Here is a 20,570-nt window from a genome sequence, read left to right as displayed (position 1 = left end):
GGTTCTTTTTATGTATGTCTATGCATATCTCCAGTCCTCAATTCTGAACTGGACTGAAACAATTCCATTGTATTCATTGATATCAGGATAATAAACCATTGAAATCTTTCTTCCAGCCTCAGGTATTTCCTGACCATCCAGCTTGAATTTAATCGCAGTTACAAGTTTTCCATGTTCACTTTCCAGCTGGCATCTTAATACATTTTTATTCTTTCCAATTACAGCTGACTGTCTTACTGTAAGATTCCGGTCTGCAAATACCGGCTTTTCATTGCCCTTTCCGAAAGGCTGTAATTTGTCAAATTGTTTTATCAATTTGATATCTACATAATCAACCGGCATAGGAACATCTATCCACACAGTAGGTGTAAGGTCTTTTTCTGTCATTGTCTGATTATCATTAAGAGCTTTTCTGAACTCATCAATCTTATCAATATCAAGCGATATTCCGGCAGCCATTGGATGTCCGCCATATTTGTTAAGGAGTTTACCACATTTGCTTATCTCCTCAAACATGTTATAGCCTTCTATTGAACGCCCTGAGCCCTTTGCACCATCTTCTGCCTTAGTGATTACTATTGAAGGCCTGTAGAATTTTTCTCTTACCCTTCCTGCAATTATCCCTGCAACACTTTCATGGCAGTCAGGAAGATACACAACTAACACCTTGTCGTCTTTTAGTTCAGTGTTCTCAACCTGTTCAATTGCAATAGCGGCATATTCTTCTGTTATATCTTTTCTTTCAACATTAAGTGTGCGAAGCTCTAAAGCCTTATTTCTCGCGTCCTCCATATCTGTAGTAAGAAGCAGTTCAATGGCTCTTCTTGCTGAATCAAGTCTTCCTGTTGCATTAAGACATGGACCTATAACAAATCCTATGTGATATGAGCTTATCTTGTCTATCTCAAGCTCACACGCCTCTACAAGTGCTCTTATACCAATATTAGTAGTTACTGCCAGATGCTTTAAACCATATTTAACAATTACCCTATTCTCATCTGATAAATCAACTACATCCCCTATTGTTGCAATTGCCATAAGCTCTGCATATTCTTCAAGCCCTGTAGGATTAAGCCCGCATTTTTCATAAAGTATCTTAATTACTTTAAATGCAACTCCTGCTCCACACAGCTTATCAAATGGATATGGGCAGTCCTCCTGTTTAGGATTAACGATTGCATCTGCCTGCGGTACTTTATGTATCTTTTCACCATCAACATAGTCAAACGGAATATCATGATGGTCAGTAACAATTACTGTCATGCCCTTTTCTTTAGCATATTTAATCTGCTCAATCGCAGCAATCCCATTATCACATGTAATAATCGTATCAGTTCCATTATTATATGCTTCATCTATTAAGTGCTCATTAATACCGTATCCGTCAATAATTCTGTCTGGTACTGCAAATGTAACATCTGCTCCCGCTGCCTTTAGCCCTTTGTAAAGAATTGTTGTTGAACATATCCCATCTATATCATAATCACCGATAATATGTATTTTCTTTCCAGCATGTATCTTGTCTGTCAGAATATCAACACATTTGTCTGCATCCTTTAATAAATGTGGTGAATGCATGTCATCCACCGTTCCATTAAGATACATATTTATCTGCTCATACGTTTCTAACCCTCTGTTACGGATAATTCTCGCCATAACCTGGTCAATGCCAAATCTTTCCCCAATTGCTTTGAAATCAGCTTTCTTGGTGTATACTCTCCAGTTGCTTTTCACGCTCTTCTCCCTGTTTCATTATTAAACCAATTATGGCGGGAACTGATATACAATCCCCGCCATGTCATAAACTTATTGTATCTGTTAATTAAACCTGAGAACCGTCTTCAAAAACCTCTTTCTTAGAAGCTGCTTTTTTATTATTCTCTTCTACAACGCCTCTCTTCTTACCGCCCATTATATACCACATAGCACTTGTTAAGCATACTGATGAGTAAGCACCAACAACAATACCTACGATAAGTGGAAGTGTGAACTCCTTAACAGAAGTTACACCCATAATGAAAAGAACTATAAGCATTATAAGTGTTGTTATAGATGTATATACTGTTCTTGACATTGTACTTGTAATTGATGAGTTAACAAGCTCTGTAATGTTAGTCTTTGAATTGGCTGTCTTTAACTGCTCTCTTATTCTGTCAAAGATAATAATTGTACCGTTGATAGAGTAACCTACTATTGTAAGCATACATGCAATAAATGTTGTTCCAACCGGAATTCTTGCAAATGCATAGAATGCAATAACAACAAGTACATCATGAAGAAGTGCTAATACAGCAGCTAATGCAAATCTGATATCACGGAATCTTACAAAGATGTATATAAGCATACAGATTGTAGCAAGTATAACCGAAAGAATAGCATCTCTCTTAACTGTTGCAGAAACCGATGAACTGATTGTATCTGTCTCAACGATTGTTCCATCCTTGATTGGGTACTTAGCAGTAACCGCATTTTCAATAGCTTCTCTCTGGTCAAGTGAAAGATCAGATGTCTTGAAAGAAACCTGTGTTGAATCTGCAACCTTCTGCTGCTGAACCTCTGTAATACCTGCAGCATCTCTGATTACAGGAATGATGTTATCCTCAATCTCTTCTGCTGTATACTCTTTATCAAATGTAAATGTTGTTGTTGAACCACCAACGAACTCAAGGCTGAAGTTTAATGCTCTGTTTCCAAGACCAGCCTGAACTGCCATAGTTATGATTCCAGCAGCAATAACTACTGCTGAACCAATTGCAGCCCATTTCTTAATACTAAGAACATTAAGAGTCTTTCTGTATACATTCTTACCATACCACTTGGCATCCCTTATACCAAAGTTATATAACAGCTTCATAATAACCTTAGTAATAACAAGTGATGTAAAGATTGATACGATATTACCAACTGCAAGAGTTGTAGCAAAGCCCTTAACTGGACCTGTACCGAATATGTACAATACTAAAGCTGCGATAAGTGTTGTTACGTTACCATCAACGATAGATGATGTTGCCTTGTTATAACCTGAAAGGATAGCATTCTCTACAGACTTTCCGGCACCAATCTCTTCTCTTATTCTTGTGTAGATAATAACATTACCATCTACCGCCATACCAATACCAAGAATAATACCTGCAATACCTGGAAGTGTAAGAGTAAGATCATATACACTTACAAGGAATAAAACAAGTGATGTATAGATAATAAGTGATAATGTTGCAACAAGTCCAGGAATTCTGAACATTACAATCATGAATAAGCAGAGTAATGCAAGACCAATAGCTGCAGCAATTAAACTTGATTTGATAGCAGCATGTCCAAGCTGTGCACCAACTATGTTAGAGCTTACTTCTTCAAGTGTAAGAGGAATTGAACCAACTCTTATATATGTTGCAAGGTTATCTGCCTCATCAAATGATTCCATACCTGTGATAGTTGCTGTACCACCTGATATAGCTGTCTTAACGTTAGGTGCACTTACAACTTCTCCATCATATACAATATATATTCTTTTACCGATATTAGCTGATGTTGCATCATAGAACTTAGTTGATCCCTCATCTGTAAATGTAAGCTGCACTCCATAAGGAGTATCTTCCTGACTATTAGTATCTGTGTAAGCCTGTGCAGCTTTTACATCAGAACCTGTAAGTAGTGGTGTGTAGTCATTCCCCTGTGAAAATGCTGTATATCCTGTGGAATCAAGGAATTCCAATGAACCTGGTGTACCAAGTTCCTTAAGAATCTCATTAGCATCTGTTACTCCAGGAATCTCAACTGTGATTCTGTTGTCACCTTCCTTATAAACCTGTGACTCTGTACTCTTTCCTTCTACTCGCTTCTGAAGCTTATAGATAGTATCCTCTACATCCTGTGATGTAAAGTTATCTTCCTTAATCTGGTATGTGATACTTACACCACCGGCAAGATCAAGACCAAGATCTATGTCGTATGTGCTTCCGTATCCCTTTCCATTAAGTCCGAAAAATGCTGTTAATACAAGTCCAACAAGTAAAACAGCAACGATTATTGAATAAATAATCTTCTTAGGTAAACTGTACTTCATGTTAAAAACTCTCCCTTTTACTTATTCTTCCTCAGCCATGGCTGCACGAATCATTATTGCACATTCTATGCGCTTTTTCTGAAGTTCACATCCAACATCATACGCATCATTGATATTACCATGGAAGTTATATGAGTTAGCTGCACAACCACCACTACAATAGAATTTTGCAAAACAATTCTTACATTTTTCCTTTGAATAGACGTTACTATTCTTAAACATGTCTCTGATGTCTGGTCTTACTATTCCATCATCAACATTACCCATAAGGAAATCTTCATTACCAACAAACTGATGACATGGGTAGAAATCTCCCCACGGTGTAACTGCAAGATACTCACAGCCTGAACCACATCCTGACAATCTCTTGGCAACACATGGACCACCATTAATATCTATCATAAAGTGGAAGAAATTAAAGCCTTTACCAGCTTTCTTTCGCTTAATGATCTCTTTTGCAAGGATATCATACTGTTCACAAAGAACCGGGATATCCTCTTCTCTTATCGCATATGAATCTGTTGGCTGTGCAACAACAGGCTCAACAGATATCTGCTCAAATCCCTCATCAGCAAGATGAAGAACATCCTTAGAAAAGTCCAGATTATTATGTGTAAATGTTCCTCTGACATAATAATTCATCTGGTTTCTGCTCTCTGCCACCTTCTTAAACTTAGGCATTATAATGTCATATGAGCTTCCGTGGTTATTCCTTGTAGGACGCATAAGGTCATTAATCTCCTTACGTCCATCAATACTAAGAACAATATTGCCCATCTCCTTATTGGCAAAATCAAGAATCTCGTCATTAAGAAGTATGCCATTAGTTGTAAGTGTAAATCTGAATTTCTTGTTATTAGCCTCTTCTATACTTCTTCCGTATTCTACAAGCTGCTTGACAACCTCGAAATTCATTGTTGGCTCACCGCCAAAGAAATCAACCTCAAGATTCTTTCTTGAACCTGAATTGGCAACAAGAAAATCAAGAGCTTTCTTTCCGACCTCAAAGCTCATAAGAGCACGTCTTCCATGATATTCGCCTTCTTCTGCGAAGCAGTACTTACATGCAAGATTACAGTCATGTGCTATATGAAGACATAAAGCCTTAACAACTGTAGGTCTGTCTTTAAAATTGTCTATATATGGTTCATATATATCTTCTGTAAAGAGCTGGCCTGCTTCCTTAAGCTCGCCAATCTCTTCATATGCTTCTTTAATATCCTGAACAGAATACTTATCTTTAAGTTCTTCTGTAATCTGCTCAAGCGTATTATTCTCGTAAAGTCCTATAATATCGTATACCATGTCATCAACAACATGTACTGAGCCGCTGTTGACATCCAATACGATGTTATAGCCGTTATTCTTATACTGATGTATCATTTAAAAATAGCCTCCAAACCGCAAGCATCTTATATACGCTTACGAAAAATAAGAGAGTGCAGAATAGTTCGACACTCTCTTACTAAAAATACTAGTTATTCTTATTCTCACAGCTCTGGTTACCAACTGTGCAAGATGTCTTACATGCTGACTGGCATGATGTCTGGCACTCGCCACATCCGCCGTGCTTCATTGTATCCTTTAATACGCGGTTGCTGATTGTCTTAATATGTTTCACGACAATACCTCCTTCATATATTCAAATTATATCGTATTATATCATGTACAAGTGTTATTTTCAATCATTTATTCTAAAGATTTGTTCAAATAATCATTCTTCTTTAAATGTCTTTTTGCAATTTTTATGTATTTTGCATTAAATGCAGCTACTTTTCTTATATTTTTACATAAATTATTGTTTTATATTATTAGGATATGCTATGTATTAATATAGGAGATTATTATGTTTACATCTAAAGATTTAAAGAAACTTATTATTCCATTGATATTTGAGCAGTTACTTGCTGTCAGTGTCGGCTTTGTTGATACATTTATGGTATCTATTGCAGGTGAAGCTGCAGTTTCCGGTGTCGCTCTTGTTGATAACATAAGCAACCTGCTTATCCAGATATTATCAGCCCTTGCCACTGGCGGTGCTGTTGTATGCAGTCAGTATCTTGGAAGTAAGAATATAGATATGTCAAAGAAATCTGCCGGACAGCTTATATTTATCATGAGTACACTGTCGGCTTTGCTGATGGTCATATCGCTTATTGGAAATCATGGGATTATTAATTTTATATTTGGTAAGATTGAAAGAGATGTTTTTGAAAGTGCAAGTATTTATTTTTACATAACAGCAGTTTCTTACCCATTCTTAGGCGTATATAATGCTGGTGCTGCTCTTTTCAGAAGCATAGGAAACAGCAAGATAAGCATGAACACAAGTCTTATTATGAACATAATTAATATATGTGGAAATGCTTTATTTATATTTGTGTTCAATATGGGCGTTGCAGGTGTAGCTTTAGCAACTCTTATATCCAGAATTATATCTGCAATAATTATTATTTCTCTTATGTTTAAAGCTGAATCTGCAATAAGAATAAAGTCTGGCAGGGATTTCCTGCCATGCCCTTCTATTATCAGGAAGATTCTTTCAATTGGTCTTCCGAGCGGATTGGAAAACGGCATGTTCCAGATAGGAAAGCTCTCTGTTTCAAGCCTTGTTTCAACATTTGGTACTGCTGCCATCGCTGCCAACTCTGTTGCCAATTCTGTTACAATGTTTGCCAATATTCCGGGTAACGCAATTGGCATGGCAATGATTACTGTTATTGGCCAGTGCATTGGTGCCAAGAAACCTGATGAAGCCAAAAGATATGGCAAGAAGCTTATGTTTATTGCATACGCAGGTATTCTTGCAACCAACATTATAATGACAATAGTTGCCGTTCCTGTGGTAGGACTTTTCCATCTGTCACCGGAAGCAACTAAAACAGGATTAAGTCTTATCCATTGCTTCTCTCTCGTTGCAATATTTATATGGCCACTAAGCTTTACTATGCCTAACGCACTCCGTGCAGCCGGTGATGCCAAGTACACAATGATGGTAAGCATCTTCTCCATGTGGGCGTTCCGCGTAGGAAGCAGTTATCTCCTCGGTGGCACACTTGGTCTTGGCGTGCTTGGTGTATGGTTCGGTATGTTTATCGACTGGGGATTCCGCTCACTTGCATTCCTGATAAGGTTTCTTCGTGGAAAATGGACTCAGAAGGCGGTTATATGATAGTTAGGATGTCTATAACGCTCTGACTTGCTTGTTTTGGACTTTTTCGTGGATTTTTTCCACTTTAAAGTCCAATCCGGCACGCGTTGGCTTCTCTTTTGGACTTTTTCTTGCCTTCCCGTAACTCTAACGTCCAATTCACCTCGCTTCGGCTTCCTTTTTGGACTTCCTCCGTGCCTCGCACTACTCTAGCGTCCAATTCACCTCGCGTTGGCTTCTCTTTTGGACTTCCTATGTGCCTCACACTACTCTAGCGTCCAATCTGCCTTGCTCCGGCTTCCTTTTTGGACTTTTTCTTGCTTCCCACAGTTCTAACGTCCAATCTGACTCACTTCGACTTTCCTTTTGGACTTTCTCCTTGCCTCACACTACTCTAACGTCCAATCCACCTCGCGTTGACTTCTCTTTTGGACTTCTTCTTGCCTCCCGCAGCTCTAACGTCCAGCCCGATGTGTCCCCGACACAAGGGCGCACCTCTGTCCGACACGAACGCACCCCTAAGGGCACCACGACAATAAAATAAGTTCCTGCCAATCAGGTGCTTTGAGCCCGCCGGTACTTAATGAGCGTGTAACGCGAATTTAGTACCGCTGCGAGGCGAGAGCAGCGAAAGCGTGCCTGATTGGCAGGAACTTATTTTATTCTTTACCAGCTTATTACTTCATGTCCGTCCTCTGTTACAAGAACCTGAATTTCCCACTGTGCTGAAGGAAGTCCGTCTGCTGTAGATACTTCCCAGCCGTTCTTTTCATCTGTAACAACATTTACCTTACCCATATTAACCATAGGCTCTATTGTAAACATCATTCCCGGAGCCATAACCATGTCTGTTCCTTTTCTGGTGTTGTACCCAACCCATGGATCTTCGTGGAACTCAAGTCCTACTCCGTGACCACCGATTTCTCTTACAACAGTATATCCATTAGCATATGCATGGTCATGTACTGCCTGTCCCATATCACCTAAGAAGCCCCAAGGCTTAACCTGCTCCAGTCCTAATTCAACACATTCCTTAGTAACATCAACAAGCTTCTTAACCTCTGGTTTAACATCTCCTATACAGAACATTCTTGATGAGTCTGAGAAATATCCGTGAAGAATTGTGGAACAGTCAACATTTATTATATCGCCTGACTTAAGGATAACGTCTTTAGACGGAAATCCATGGCATACCTGTTCATTAACAGAAGTACACACACTGAAAGGATATCCTTCATAATTAAGTGGTGCAGGAATTCCTCCCATATCAGTAGTTACATCATATACAATCTTATCAATCTCAGCAGTATTCATGCCCTCATGAATTGCCGCTGCAACCGCATCAAGGCATGCAACATTTATCCTGGCACTCTCTTTAATCTTCTCAATCTGTTCAGGTGTCTTGATTAACTTGTGTGATGGTACAATATGTCCCATATCCTCAAGATATCTTAACTTATCGTCAAATGCTTCATGACACGCTTTGTATTTCTTACCACTGCCGCACCAGCAATGGTCGTTTCTTCCTAATTTCTTAATCATTGTTCTGCCTTCCTGTTACATATATTATAATCATACACAACTATAAGGCTTTCTTAATATTTTTTCAACATCTGTTTCAAATGATTAATTATTATTAACATTAAAAGCCTTAATTCCCGGATATAATGCGCTGGCACCAAGCTGTTCCTCAATTCTTAAGAGCTGGTTATACTTAGCAACTCGCTCTGACCTTGAAGGAGCACCCGTCTTAATCTGGCAAGTGTTAAGAGCTACAGCAAGGTCCGCAATTGTTGTATCTACTGTCTCACCTGATCTGTGTGAGCTGATTGCTGTATATCCTGCTTTATGAGCCATCTTGATAGCTTCAAGTGTCTCTGAAACAGAGCCAATCTGATTAAGTTTGATAAGGATTGCATTACCTGCTCCAAGTTCAATTCCCTTTGAAAGTCTCTCCGTATTAGTAACAAAAAGATCATCACCTACAAGCTGAACCTTGTCTCCAAGTCTGTCCGTAAGCTTCTTCCAGCCTTCCCAGTCCTCTTCATCAAGACCATCCTCAATTGATATGATAGGGTATTTCTCACACAACGCAGCCCAGTGTTCAATAAGTTCCTCTGCTGTATACTCTGTTCCTGCCTTAGGAAGTCTGTAATAACCCTTTCCTTTTTCGCTCTTCCACTCAGATGATGCTGCATCCATGGCAATCCTGAAATCCTTACCCGGCTTATATCCTGCCTTTTCTACTGCCTGCAATATAGTTTCAATCGCTTCTTCATCAGACTTAAGTGCCGGAGCAAATCCACCCTCATCGCCTACAGAAGTTGCAAGACCTCTCTCTTTAAGTATAGCTGCAAGTGCATGGAATACTTCTGCACACCATCTTAAGCACTCCTTAAAGCTTGGTGCACCAACAGGCATAATCATGAATTCCTGGACATCAAGCCCGCTTGATAATGCATGGCAGCCTCCATTAATAATATTCATCATAGGAACAGGAAGTCTGTTTCCTGATACTCCGCCTAAGAATCTGTAAAGAGGAATATCAAGCGATATTGATGCTGCTCTTGCTGCTGCTATAGATACCGCAAGGATAGCATTTGCACCAAGTTTAGACTTATCCTTAGTTCCATCAGCTTTAATCATTGCCGCATCAACTGCATATATATCAGATGCATCTATCCCAAATAGACAGTCATTAATAACTGTATTAATATTCTCTACTGCTTTAGTAACGCCCTTTCCCAAATATCTTGACTTATCCTTATCTCTTAACTCAAGTGCCTCAAATTCACCTGTAGAAGCTCCTGAAGGTGCTGCACCTCTTCCAACAGTTCCATCTGCAAGATAAACCTCTGCCTCAACTGTAGGATTGCCTCTTGAATCAAGAATCTCTCTGCCTATAACCTTTTCAATCTCTAAATACGCTGCCATATAATCCTCCTTTTTTATGCTTTGCAATTTCAAGTTAGTGTTTTCTAACTTAAGCAATGCAATTTTAACACCATGCAGGCAAATCCACAATGCAAGAAAATGGGAAGTTTTCTCATTAAAAAACTTCCCATTCATAATTATATCCAGCTATTCAGTTAGTATACACAAGATAAATCCTACTTTTCCATCTTCTGTAAAAATGCTTTGGTTCTTTCATTACTTGGATTGTCAATAACATCTTCCGGCTTACCCTGCTCAACAATAACTCCGCCATCCATGAATATTACCCTGTCTGCAACTTTTCTTGCAAACTCAATCTCATGTGTAACAATAATCATTGTCATCTTTTCATCAGCAAGCTGTCTTAAAACCTTAAGAATTCCTGCAGTAATCTCAGGATCAAGCGCTGATGTAGGCTCATCGAAGAAAAGCATTTCAGGATTCATTGCAAGTGCCCTTGCTATTGCAACCCTCTGCTGCTGTCCTCCTGACAACTGGCATGGATAACTGTCCTCCTTGCCGTCAAGTCCTACTTTCTTTAAAAGCTCTTTGGCTTCTTTCTCTACTTCATTCTTGTCCCTTTTCTGAACAGAAACAGGTGCATCAGTAACATTTTTCATAACTGTATAATGTGGAAAAAGATTAAAATTCTGGAATACAAGTCCATATGTATTCTTGATTTCTCTTAACTCTTTCTTTCCAACATACACTGAGGCTCCATCCTTGTCCTCACATGCAGTTTCGCCACCTAACTTAAGAGTTCCAGAATCCATTGTCTCAAGAAGTGTTGCACAGCGAAGCAGTGTTGATTTACCTGAACCGGAAGGTCCAAGAATTGCAACAACCTCGCCCTCATTAACTTCCATTGATATATCCTTAAGCACCTCAGTATCGCCGAAGGATTTTTTCAAATGTGTTATCTCTAATAATTTCTTCATTATAAAATCCTCCTTAATCAAAATACTGCATACGCTTTTCTAATTTTTCCATAACCATAGCAACAAGGAAATTGAAAATGTAATAGAACAATCCTGCTATGAATAATGGCATGATACTTGCTGTTGAAGCCGCTACCTGCTTGGCAAGAGTAAACATTTCTGTATAAGCAAGTGCAAATGCAAGTGATGTATCCTTAACAAGTGTTATAACCTCGTTAGTAACCGGAGGAAGCACTCTCTTTACCATCTGAGGAAATATAATCTTCCAGAAGGTCTGTACCTTGGAATATCCAAGCACCTCTGCTGCTTCATACTGTCCCTTAGGTATGCTCTCAATTCCACCTCTGTATATTTCCGCAAAATATGCTGCATAATTAAGCGCAAATCCGATAATTACAGCATAGAATCTGTATGTTGCCGTAACCTTCATTCCAAACAGATAATATGGTCCGAAGAACACAACAAGAAGCTGTAACATAAGAGGAGTTCCTCTCATTATAGATATGTATATTCTTGCAATCCATCTTACAATACCTATTCTTGACTTTCTTATTTCACATACAAGAAGTCCTAAAGGCATCGAGAATATAAGTGTTAAGAAGAATATTGCAAGAGTTGCTAACATTCCTGATGAAAGCTGCTTAACTATATCCACAAGTCTTTCACCAAATGAAGCCTTAGTTGTACTGGTGCTGTCAAGAAGATATGCACTGTCTGTTCCTTCTTCTCCAAGACATACGCTGTCTGTAAGTCCCCATTTCTCAGCAATCTTGTCAAATGTGCCATCAGCAAGCATATCATTAAGGCTTGTCTGAACCTCATCTCTTAATGCTGTATTACCTAACTTAAAACCAATACCATACTGTTCTGATGAAACAGTCTCATCAAGCATTGTGAACTTATTACCTCTCTGTTCAAGCTGGTACTTTGCAACGCCCATATCCATACATACAGCATCTGCTGAACCTGATTCAAGATTCATAAATGCTGAGTTATAATCAGACACCTGCTGAAGTGTTTTAAACTGTGCCGCAAGTGCAAGATTCTCTTCTGTCGCATCCTCTCCGGTAAATGCTGCAAGAGCTGATGAATCAGCCTGTACAATGACAACCTTACCCTTAAGGTCTTCTAACTTCTTTATTCCTGAACCGGATTTAACTATAACAACCTGTGAATTATCAATATATGCCTTAGACCATGTATACTCACGTTCTCTTCCATTAAGCGTGAATCCGTTCCATATACAGTCAATAGAACCTGAACTAAGCTCCATATCTTTAGAATCCCAGTCAATAGGCTGCTTAACCAGATTCCAGCCATTTCTTTCACATACCTCCTGTGCAAGATCCAGGTCAAAACCTACATACTCTCCACTATCATCCTTGTAACCATAAGGTGGGAATTCCGCATCAAATCCTACTGTAAATGTAGTTCGTCCATCATCACTTTTTTTATTACCACACGCTGTGAACATTCCCACAATCACAGACAACATTGCCAGTAACAGGACGGCTTTTCTGATATTCTTAGCCATATAAAAATCCATGCCTTTCTCGCTTTAATATGCTTTCACTTTACCACAGTAAATCAAGCTTGTCTATTATAACATGAATTACCAGATAAAAACACTATAAATATTCTAAATCAACCCAAAATTTCTTAATATAAATATCCATGCTGTAAGAGTCACACTTGAAAGTAATGTTGTAAGTACAACTATGCTTGATGACAGCACCTCATCATTATCCATCCCTTTAGCCATAACAAAGCAGGTAACTGTAGATGGTGAAGCAAGCATAATAAGAATTGCCATAAGTTCCTGATTACGAAATCCCATTTTTACTGCTATAGGAAGAAATATTGCTGCTAGACCCACGAGTTTTAAAAATGTAGCAATAACCGTAGGTTTAATCTTCTTAATTACCTTTTTCCCTTCAAATGACGCACCAATACATATAAGTGCAACAGGTGTAGCTGTCTGCGCAATATTATTAATTGTCTTATTGATAATTACCGGATATCTTAATCCTGCAAGCGAAGATAACAACCCCAGCACAATTCCTATAATTATCGGATTAGTTACAATATTAAAGCACGCTTTTTTAATGTTTTCTTTCTTATCCGTAGATTGTTCTTCTGTGCTGCCATGACACTCAGGATGTGCCTTAAAGGTAAGCACTATTACCGAAAATATATTAAACAACGGAACTGCAGCAACTATCATAAGTGGTGCCATTCCAGTGCTCTGGTACATATTCTGTATGAATGCCATTCCAAGTATCGCTGCACTGCTTCTGAATGATGCCTGCACAAATGCACCCTTCTGCGTATCATCCTTCATGAATATCTCTGTACATATCCATATTCCGCTAAACATTATAGTAGTAACAATCATGCAGTACAGTACAAACTTAACATCAAACTGCGATTTAAAATCTGCTGCTGCTAAATCCCTGAATAACAGTACTGGAAGTGCCACCTTAAATACATATTTATTAGCCACATTTGCAAAATGGTCATCTATAACGCCAATCTGCTTTATTACCCAGCCAACTATCATAACTAAAAATATTGGTACCGTTGCATTTATACTATATAAGAAGCTGTCCATCTCTCTCTCCTTCTACTACTTATTAATATCAAGCCAGTATGTATGGTCAAGCGGGCCGCTCCCGCTTCCGAGATTAAGTCCTGCTTTCAATGCACTTGTAAGGTACTCTTTAGCCGCCTTCACACTTTCTTCTATTGATAATCCCTGTGCAAGATTAGCTGCAATAGCTGATGACAATGTACAGCCAGTTCCATGTGTGTTAGGGTTATCAATCCTTTCTCCATTAAGCCACACTATACTGCCATCTACGCACAGACAGTCATTAGCTGTATGAACTGCATGTCCACCTTTTACTAAGACAGCCGCATTACCGCCTTTTGTCTTCAGATGTTCATATATCTTTATCGCTGCTTTCTCCATTGAATCTGCACTCTCCACTGTCATTCCTGTAAGAACCTCTGTCTCCGGAATATTAGGTGTAATAACATCTGCAAGCACCATCAGGCGTTCTTTAAGAACCTCTGCTGCATCTTCCTTAATAAGTCTGCTTCCACTCGTTGATACCATAACCGGGTCAAGAACGATATTTTTTGCCTTATATGTAATTAACGCATCTGCTATTGTTTCTATAAGTTCCTTTGACGCAACCATTCCTATCTTAACTGCATCAGGATATATATCTGTAAATATTGCATCAAGCTGTGCCTTAAGAAATTCAGGTGAAGATTCCGATATTCCTGTAACCCCTAAAGTATTCTGTGCTGTAAGTGCAGTGATTGCTGACATTCCATACACCTTATGTGCTGCAAATGTTTTTAAATCTGCCTGTATTCCTGCTCCTCCGCTGCAATCACTTCCTGCTATTGTTAATGCTGTATTCATGTGCACCTCCTGTTGTTGCGGTATCTGTATATTCTTTGCTGCCTGTGTGCCACTATATGAGCGGTTCTCATACGCCATAACGAAGTTTGGCGTTGTCGCACAAAAAAAGCACCGAGGTTACCTCGGTGCTTTTAGTGCAGTCGGCGGGACTTGAACCCGCACCCAAGCAATATGGACTAGATCCTTAGTCTAGCGCGTATGCCAATTCCGCCACGACTGCTTGTTTTGTTTTCTTGTCGCTTGCTGTTCGCTGACGACTTGATTATAATATCACTACATCAATATAATGTCAACAGCTTTTTTTAACTTTTTTCAACTTTTTTTGAATTTTCTGTTTTTTCATGCTTCAACTTCCTTTTTGGACTTCATCGTGCCTTCCCTCCGCTTCAACGTCCAATCCAACAAGCCTCGGCTCCCTTTCAGATAAGAATTTTTCAAAAATAGCATCTATTCATATTGACACTTTTTCAAATCTCCTATAAAATATCAATGTTATGTAACTTATCAAGTTCGTTATACATCATATATGCAGAAGTGTCGGAATGGCAGACGAGCAAGATTCAGATTCTTGTGCGGGTTACCGCGTGTGGGTTCAAGTCCCATCTTCTGCACTCATTAAAAGAACCGTGTGATTTTATGTCACACGGTTCTTTTTGGGTTCAATTATATAACTTTCCTTTTCAATATCTCCTGCATAACAAAAGCCTTGCGCATCTCATTCTTATCAAACTTCAGGTCATTAAGAATACCCTTACTTGCTGTCTGACTCTGTGGAACAATCTCATCATTATATTCATGTCCGCAGTCATACTGTGTAAATGTATGTCCGCCTGTCATATCAGAATATGTTCCAGTGCTTCCTGCCTGCATAACCGGTGAATGAAACTCTGCTTTATCAAGTGTCTTCATTGCAGGTGCTGCATTATCCGCTGCTGGCGGTGGAGTAACATATTGCGGAACTGGTGCCTCTGCTCTATGCGAAGTAACATTCTTGCCATTAAAATTATTTCTCTCACGAATCTCCTGCTTGAGTCTTTCAGCTTCTGCACTTGTCATCTTCTGAGTACCTGAATATGTCTGTTGTTCCCTGTTAAGATTAGCTCCATGGCTTAATGCGCCCTGTTTTAACGGGCCATTAACAGAATAAACATCCTGTGCCTGCTGCGCATTCTGGTTATGATCCTGCATATTACGCTGGTGTTCCTGCATGCGCTCATTCTGCATTTTCTTAGCTTTCTTAATATTCGATATAATTATCAAAGCAAACACTGCCCAAACAATTAATATTTCCATAAAACCCGCTTTCCCTTTTAATTCACAAGTCCATTATATAGTTGCCGGCTTCTCTGTTTCTCCTGCTATCGACTGTCTCATCTTAGTATCAGCCTTCAGATTCTGAAGATCATAATAATCCTTAAAGCCCATTCTGCCTGTTCTTAAAGCTTCAGCCAAAGCCTTAGGTACTTCTGCCTCAGCAGCTACAACGCTTGCTTTCATCTCCTGTTCAAGAGCAACAGCGGCTGCTCTTCTCTCCTCTGCCTTAGCCTGTGCAATATTCTTATCAGCCTCAGCCTGAAGACTCTGTAGATGAGCACCTATATTTCTTCCGATATCAACATCCGCAATATCAATAGAAAGAATCTGGAATGCTGTTCCAATATCAAGACCTTTCTGTAATATAGCCTTAGAGATAGAATCAGGATTCTCAAGCACGCTCTTGTGCGAATCTGCTGAACCTACTGTTGTTACAATACCCTCACCAACTCTGGCAATTACGGTAGCCTCACCTGCACCACCAACTAACTGGTTAATATTAGTTCTTACAGTAACTCTTGCCTTAACCAACAGTTCAATACCATCCTTGGCAACTGCTGAAATATTAGGTGTCTCAATAACCTTAGGGTTAACACTCATTCTGACAGCCTCTAAAACATCACGGCCTGCAAGGTCGATAGCTGCAGCCATCTCAAATGGTATGTTCATACCAGCTCTGCTTGATGCAATAAGTGCATTTACAACAGCGTCTACATGACCACCTGCCATATAATGTGACTCAAGCTGATTAGTGTTAAGCTGTAATCCGGCTTTTCTTGCCTGAATATGTGGAAGCACGATTCTTGCTGGCGGAACCTTCCTCAGTCTCATACCGATAAGAGTTCCTATACCGACATGGCTTCCTGATGCTAATGCTGTAATCCATAATCTCATTGGTACAAATGCGAATAACAATATAAGCAGTACCACAATGATAATTGGAATAATTGGAATGTAAGGCATAATTAATCCCCCTTTATATATTTTGATTTCCAAAAATATTATTACATATAATGATAAAAAATGCCACATTTATATAGAATCATTTTAAAAAATCTGCTATAGTAATTAGTAATCGATAATTTTTTGTCAATCATTACAAAGGAGGTTTCATTATGTTATCTAATGATGCTACTATTCAGAATATCAAGCATGAAATCCTGTATGAAGTTGCCAAGCTCGCATATGCAGGAAGATTTGAAGAAGAAAAGGACGAACTTGTGTACAAGATGTTCCCCGGTCCTAAAGCAAGATTCCGCTGTTGTGTATATAAAGAAAGAGAAATTGCAAGACAACGAATCCGCCTTGCAGAAGGCAAATGTCCAACAGAAAGTGACCATCCGGGTGCCAACAACATAATTCAGGTAATTGAAGCCGCCTGTGCCGACTGTCCGCTTTCTCACTATATCGTAACTGATAATTGCAGAAAATGTATGATGAAAGCCTGCCAGCAGGCATGTAAGTTTGGTGCTGTAAGTATGACAAGAGACAGAGCCTACATAGACCCTGACAAATGCAAGGAATGCGGCATGTGTGCCAAAGCCTGTCCATACAATGCAATCGCAGACCTCATAAGACCATGTAAGAAAATCTGTCCAGCCAATGCCATTACAATGGACGAGAACGGCATCTGTGAAATAGATGAAAACAAATGTATCCAGTGTGGACAATGCATCCATGCCTGTCCATTCGGTGCTATCGGTTCTAAAACTGATATAGTTGACGTAATAAAAGCAATCGTAGACGGAAAGAAAGTCGTTGCCATGGTAGCACCTGCTGTTGAAGGACAGTTTGGAGACACAATAACAATGAGCAGCATCCGCACAGCATGCAAAAAGCTGGGCTTTAATGATATGTATGAGGTAGGTCTTGGCGGAGACCTTACTGCACAGGCAGAAGCTGAAGAATGGCTTGAAGCAGCTAAAGAAGGAAAGAAGCTTACAACCTCATGCTGTCCTGCATTTGTTAATCTGATTAAGAAACAGTATCCTGAGCTTGCTGAACATATATCAACAACTATATCCCCTATGTTTGCGCTTTCAAGACTTCTTAAATCAGAAGAGCCTGATACAATAACAGTATTCATTGGACCATGTATTGCCAAGAAGAATGAAAAGCAGGAATATAAGGGTCAGGGAAATGCTGATTTCGTACTTACAATTGGTGAATTCAGAGCAATGATGCGGGCTAAAGAGGTAGTTCTTGAACCTGAGGAAAACAGCGACCAGCAGGCAAGTATATATGGTAAAAGATTCGGTAACGGAGGCGGTGTTTCCGCTGCTGTTGCGCAGTGTATGCGTGAAGCAGGTGCTGACCCTGATAAATTCAATATAGAAAAATGTTCAGGTGCTGCTGAATGCAAGAAAGCTCTTACTCTTCTTAAGGTAGGAAAGCTCCCTGCAGATTTCATTGAGGGAATGGTATGTGAAGGTGGCTGTGTTGGCGGACCAAGCCGTCACAGAAGCGGAAAGAATCCTGTTCTTGCTGCCAAAGACCGTGACAAGCTGCTTGCCGAGGCAGATAACCGTAATGTTTCAGACAATTTAAGCAAATATGACTTAACAGCATTTTCAATGCACAAATAGAATTAACGTAAAAATAGCGTTGGCAATATTCACATTGTCAACGCTATTTTTTTAGTACTGCTTTTAAAGCGAATACAACAAATTTTTCAAATATCACACTCAATACAACAATTATAACCGTCCACGCCAGCAAATCATCCGTATCAAGATATATTTTCGACATATAAAGCATCTGCCCTACAGAACCTTTTGGCATTCCGATAATCTCTGCTGCCACCCCTGCTTTCCAAGCCATACCAGCAGTAACTCTTCCTGCTGATATAAGATAAGGTGAAAGCTGTGGCATGATAATATAGCGTATCCTGCGAATCCAAGGAATATTAAATACATCTGCCATTTCCCTGATGCCTTTATCAGCGCTTCTAAGACCTGTCAGCGTATTCTGGTATATAACAGGTACAACTATTAAAAATGCAATGAACACCGACAGGTTCTTTGCCGTAAACCATATAAGACATATAACCACAAAAGATGCAACCGGCACTGCCTTGATTGTAACCATCCACGGCCACAGGATATATTCAACAGGCTTACATATATATGCAAGTACTGCACATATAATTCCGCACAATGCCCCTGCCAGAAATCCCACGACGATATGATACATTGTAAACCACACAGTTCCTGCAAAATCCGGCTCTTTCCATATTGTAAGTAATCTGCCAAGCACCTGTACCGGTGTCACTAATAATATCGGTGAATCAATCTTTAACGCAGCTATTTCCCATAAAATAAGTGCCAGCATCACCGCCAGCACTTTATATATTACATTCAGTATCTTCTTATTAATATTCATAATAGAAATCATCTTTCGGCATACTGCCACCAACTGACTTAGGATTCTGGTCGTATAACACCTGTAAGAATCCCTTAAGCGCATTCTTCATGTTGCCATTAACATAACATACAATATGACACTTAGGAAGCGCTTTCTTAGCTATTGCTGCTGATGCAACAACACCATACTCAGCAATAAGCTGTGCTGTCTCATCAACATTTCTTGAAGTATAGGCAACACTTTCGTTGTATTCATCAATAAACTTCTTCAGCTGTTCAGGATATTTTTCAGCAAATTCTTTTCTTACAACGATTACACCTGTAACAATCTTAGAATTATCATTAATCTTTTCCCATGCTTCATTAAGATCCATAACAACTCTTAAATCACTTATCTGTGCGCTTGCTGCTGTAACAAAAGGCTGTGGCAGAACAGCAATTGCACCATCTTCTGACTTTAACTTAGAAAGTGCTTCTGTTGTATCTGAACACCACACAATATTAACATCTTTGTCGGCATCAAGTCCGTTACCTGAAAGAATATATCTTATGGTATATTCCGGCACAGCCCCCATTCCTGTAGCATATATAGTCTTACCCTTAAGGTCGCTGATACTGTTAACAGTGTTGCCTCTTTCTACAAGATTAAGGACGCCCAGTGTATTAACAGCAACAACCTGGACCCCGCCTTCTGTCTTGTTGTATATATTTGCTGCAAGATTAGATGGTACAGCCGCAATATCAATCTCTCCGGTTGCAAGTGGTGTTACAAATGCAGATGCATCTGTAGCAAAATCTTCAAATGCATATGTGTTCTTAGTATTGCCATTCTCTGAATCTTTACGCAGCTTAACCATTCCCATTGCTGTAGGTCCTGCCATAGCTCCGATTCTTATTGTTGTTGTATCTTCTGTCTGACTCTCGCCTTCGTTATTGACTGATTTCCCTGCACATGCCGCAAATGAAAATACCATAATAACCGAAAGTGTAACTGCTAGTAATTTCTTCAACTTATTATTCTCCTGATATATTTAATTAGTATTCCATGAACTCCTGTATATCCCTTAATACATCCTCAATCTCGCCTTCTCCGTCATTAATTGTAAGCTGTAATGGTTTACTGATATCCAGACTGAACAAACCAACTAATGATTTGCCATCAACACAGCTATATCCTGATTCAACATCAAACCCACATGAATACTTACTAATTGTACTTACAAACCTTTGAACCTTCTCCACAGAATCCAAAAGAATCATCACTGTCAGCATATTATCTCCTCCGCTTCCTCATATTGTAATTCCCATATCAGAGACTAATATACACCATAAAACTTATAAAAACAACCATTAACTAAGACTAAAATATGGCACA

17 protein-coding genes, 2 tRNA genes and 1 pseudogene are annotated in these 20,570 nt (G+C 39.3%); 3 read left to right on the top strand and 17 right to left on the bottom strand.

The annotated features are described in order from the left end of the window. Nucleotides 1–18: 18 nt before the first annotated feature. The 4 genes from recJ to scfA all read right to left on the bottom strand — a co-directional run bounded on the left by recJ (nucleotide 19) and on the right by scfA (nucleotide 5,684). The gene (recJ, locus tag DW963_RS02140; RefSeq protein ID WP_117913663.1) at nucleotides 19–1,734 is read right to left on the bottom strand and encodes a single-stranded-DNA-specific exonuclease RecJ; all 1,716 of its coding nucleotides are present in this window, start codon (nucleotides 1,732–1,734) and stop codon (nucleotides 19–21) included. A gap of 88 nt (nucleotides 1,735–1,822) precedes the next feature. Beyond that, complete coding sequence (secD, locus tag DW963_RS02135) at nucleotides 1,823–4,063, bottom strand: protein translocase subunit SecD (RefSeq protein WP_117913662.1); 2,241 nt, start codon at nucleotides 4,061–4,063, stop codon at nucleotides 1,823–1,825. Between the two features lie 21 nt (nucleotides 4,064–4,084). Beyond that, complete coding sequence (gene scfB / locus DW963_RS02130) at nucleotides 4,085–5,446, bottom strand: thioether cross-link-forming SCIFF peptide maturase (RefSeq protein ID WP_117913661.1); 1,362 nt, start codon at nucleotides 5,444–5,446, stop codon at nucleotides 4,085–4,087. 91 nt (nucleotides 5,447–5,537) lie between these two features. Further along, the gene (scfA, locus tag DW963_RS02125; RefSeq protein ID WP_012739622.1) at nucleotides 5,538–5,684 is read right to left on the bottom strand and encodes a six-cysteine ranthipeptide SCIFF; all 147 of its coding nucleotides are present in this window, start codon (nucleotides 5,682–5,684) and stop codon (nucleotides 5,538–5,540) included. A gap of 225 nt (nucleotides 5,685–5,909) precedes the next feature. Here scfA and DW963_RS02120 point away from each other — a divergent pair, with 225 nt between their 5' ends. Continuing rightward, a complete protein-coding gene (locus DW963_RS02120; RefSeq protein WP_117913660.1) occupies nucleotides 5,910–7,235 on the top strand; it encodes an MATE family efflux transporter in 1,326 nt (441 codons plus the stop codon). 645 nt (nucleotides 7,236–7,880) lie between these two features. Here the strand turns inward: DW963_RS02120 and DW963_RS02115 are convergent. From DW963_RS02115 to DW963_RS02085, 8 genes and pseudogenes are all read right to left on the bottom strand, one after another. Then, the gene (locus DW963_RS02115; RefSeq protein ID WP_502694395.1) at nucleotides 7,881–8,753 is read right to left on the bottom strand and encodes a methionyl aminopeptidase; all 873 of its coding nucleotides are present in this window, start codon (nucleotides 8,751–8,753) and stop codon (nucleotides 7,881–7,883) included. 87 nt (nucleotides 8,754–8,840) lie between these two features. Continuing rightward, nucleotides 8,841–10,148, bottom strand: coding sequence for a phosphopyruvate hydratase (eno, locus tag DW963_RS02110; protein WP_117913658.1), 1,308 nt, complete (start codon nucleotides 10,146–10,148; stop codon nucleotides 8,841–8,843). Between the two features lie 176 nt (nucleotides 10,149–10,324). Then, nucleotides 10,325–11,086 (bottom strand): amino acid ABC transporter ATP-binding protein, encoded by a 762-nt coding sequence (locus DW963_RS02105; RefSeq protein WP_117913657.1) that lies wholly within the window; start codon nucleotides 11,084–11,086, stop codon nucleotides 10,325–10,327. A gap of 13 nt (nucleotides 11,087–11,099) precedes the next feature. Further along, nucleotides 11,100–11,735, bottom strand: coding sequence for an amino acid ABC transporter permease (locus DW963_RS13520; RefSeq protein WP_353652530.1), 636 nt, complete (start codon nucleotides 11,733–11,735; stop codon nucleotides 11,100–11,102). 162 nt (nucleotides 11,736–11,897) lie between these two features. Continuing rightward, nucleotides 11,898–12,560: pseudogene (locus tag DW963_RS13515) on the bottom strand (amino acid ABC transporter substrate-binding protein); the annotation flags it as partial. A gap of 165 nt (nucleotides 12,561–12,725) precedes the next feature. Then, complete coding sequence (locus DW963_RS02095) at nucleotides 12,726–13,697, bottom strand: AEC family transporter (protein ID WP_117913655.1); 972 nt, start codon at nucleotides 13,695–13,697, stop codon at nucleotides 12,726–12,728. A gap of 15 nt (nucleotides 13,698–13,712) precedes the next feature. Further along, nucleotides 13,713–14,519, bottom strand: a complete 807-nt coding sequence (thiD, locus tag DW963_RS02090; protein WP_117913654.1) for a bifunctional hydroxymethylpyrimidine kinase/phosphomethylpyrimidine kinase — start codon at nucleotides 14,517–14,519, stop codon at nucleotides 13,713–13,715. Nucleotides 14,520–14,654: 135 nt separating this feature from the next. Then, a tRNA-Leu gene (locus DW963_RS02085) sits at nucleotides 14,655–14,739 on the bottom strand. A gap of 308 nt (nucleotides 14,740–15,047) precedes the next feature. On the opposite strand from DW963_RS02085, the gene DW963_RS02080 reads away from it, so the two are divergent. After that, a tRNA-Leu gene (locus tag DW963_RS02080) sits at nucleotides 15,048–15,130 on the top strand. Nucleotides 15,131–15,182: 52 nt separating this feature from the next. Here the strand turns inward: DW963_RS02080 and DW963_RS02075 are convergent. Then, on the bottom strand, nucleotides 15,183–15,812 hold the full coding sequence (locus DW963_RS02075) for a hypothetical protein (RefSeq protein WP_117913653.1): 630 nt from the start codon (nucleotides 15,810–15,812) through the stop codon (nucleotides 15,183–15,185). A 33-nt stretch (nucleotides 15,813–15,845) separates the two neighbouring features. Next, nucleotides 15,846–16,796, bottom strand: coding sequence for a flotillin-like protein FloA (gene floA, locus DW963_RS02070; protein ID WP_117913652.1), 951 nt, complete (start codon nucleotides 16,794–16,796; stop codon nucleotides 15,846–15,848). Between the two features lie 152 nt (nucleotides 16,797–16,948). On the opposite strand from floA, the gene DW963_RS02065 reads away from it, so the two are divergent. Next, the gene (locus DW963_RS02065) at nucleotides 16,949–18,418 is read left to right on the top strand and encodes a 4Fe-4S dicluster domain-containing protein (protein WP_117913651.1); all 1,470 of its coding nucleotides are present in this window, start codon (nucleotides 16,949–16,951) and stop codon (nucleotides 18,416–18,418) included. A 43-nt stretch (nucleotides 18,419–18,461) separates the two neighbouring features. On the opposite strand, the gene DW963_RS02060 is transcribed toward DW963_RS02065, so the two are convergent. From DW963_RS02060 to DW963_RS02050, 3 genes are read right to left on the bottom strand one after another with little or no spacing between them, the layout of a single operon-like run. Next, nucleotides 18,462–19,214: an ABC transporter permease gene (locus tag DW963_RS02060; RefSeq protein WP_286168922.1), complete on the bottom strand. Its 753-nt coding sequence runs from the start codon at nucleotides 19,212–19,214 to the stop codon at nucleotides 18,462–18,464. Next, nucleotides 19,204–20,205 carry an ABC transporter substrate-binding protein gene (locus tag DW963_RS02055; protein ID WP_286168921.1) on the bottom strand — a complete coding sequence of 334 codons (1,002 nt, stop codon included), beginning with the start codon at nucleotides 20,203–20,205 and terminating at the stop codon, nucleotides 19,204–19,206. Before DW963_RS02055 ends, DW963_RS02060 begins: the two co-directional genes overlap by 11 nt. A gap of 25 nt (nucleotides 20,206–20,230) precedes the next feature. Beyond that, complete coding sequence (locus DW963_RS02050; RefSeq protein WP_022099156.1) at nucleotides 20,231–20,467, bottom strand: HPr family phosphocarrier protein; 237 nt, start codon at nucleotides 20,465–20,467, stop codon at nucleotides 20,231–20,233. Nucleotides 20,468–20,570 lie beyond the last annotated feature (103 nt).

It is taken from the genome of Eubacterium sp. AM46-8 (assembly GCF_003466705.1).
In the GTDB taxonomy this organism is placed as follows: domain Bacteria; phylum Bacillota; class Clostridia; order Lachnospirales; family Lachnospiraceae; genus Lachnospira.
Note: the sequence above shows the minus strand (reverse complement) of the source record. Positions and strands in the feature narration are given on the sequence as shown.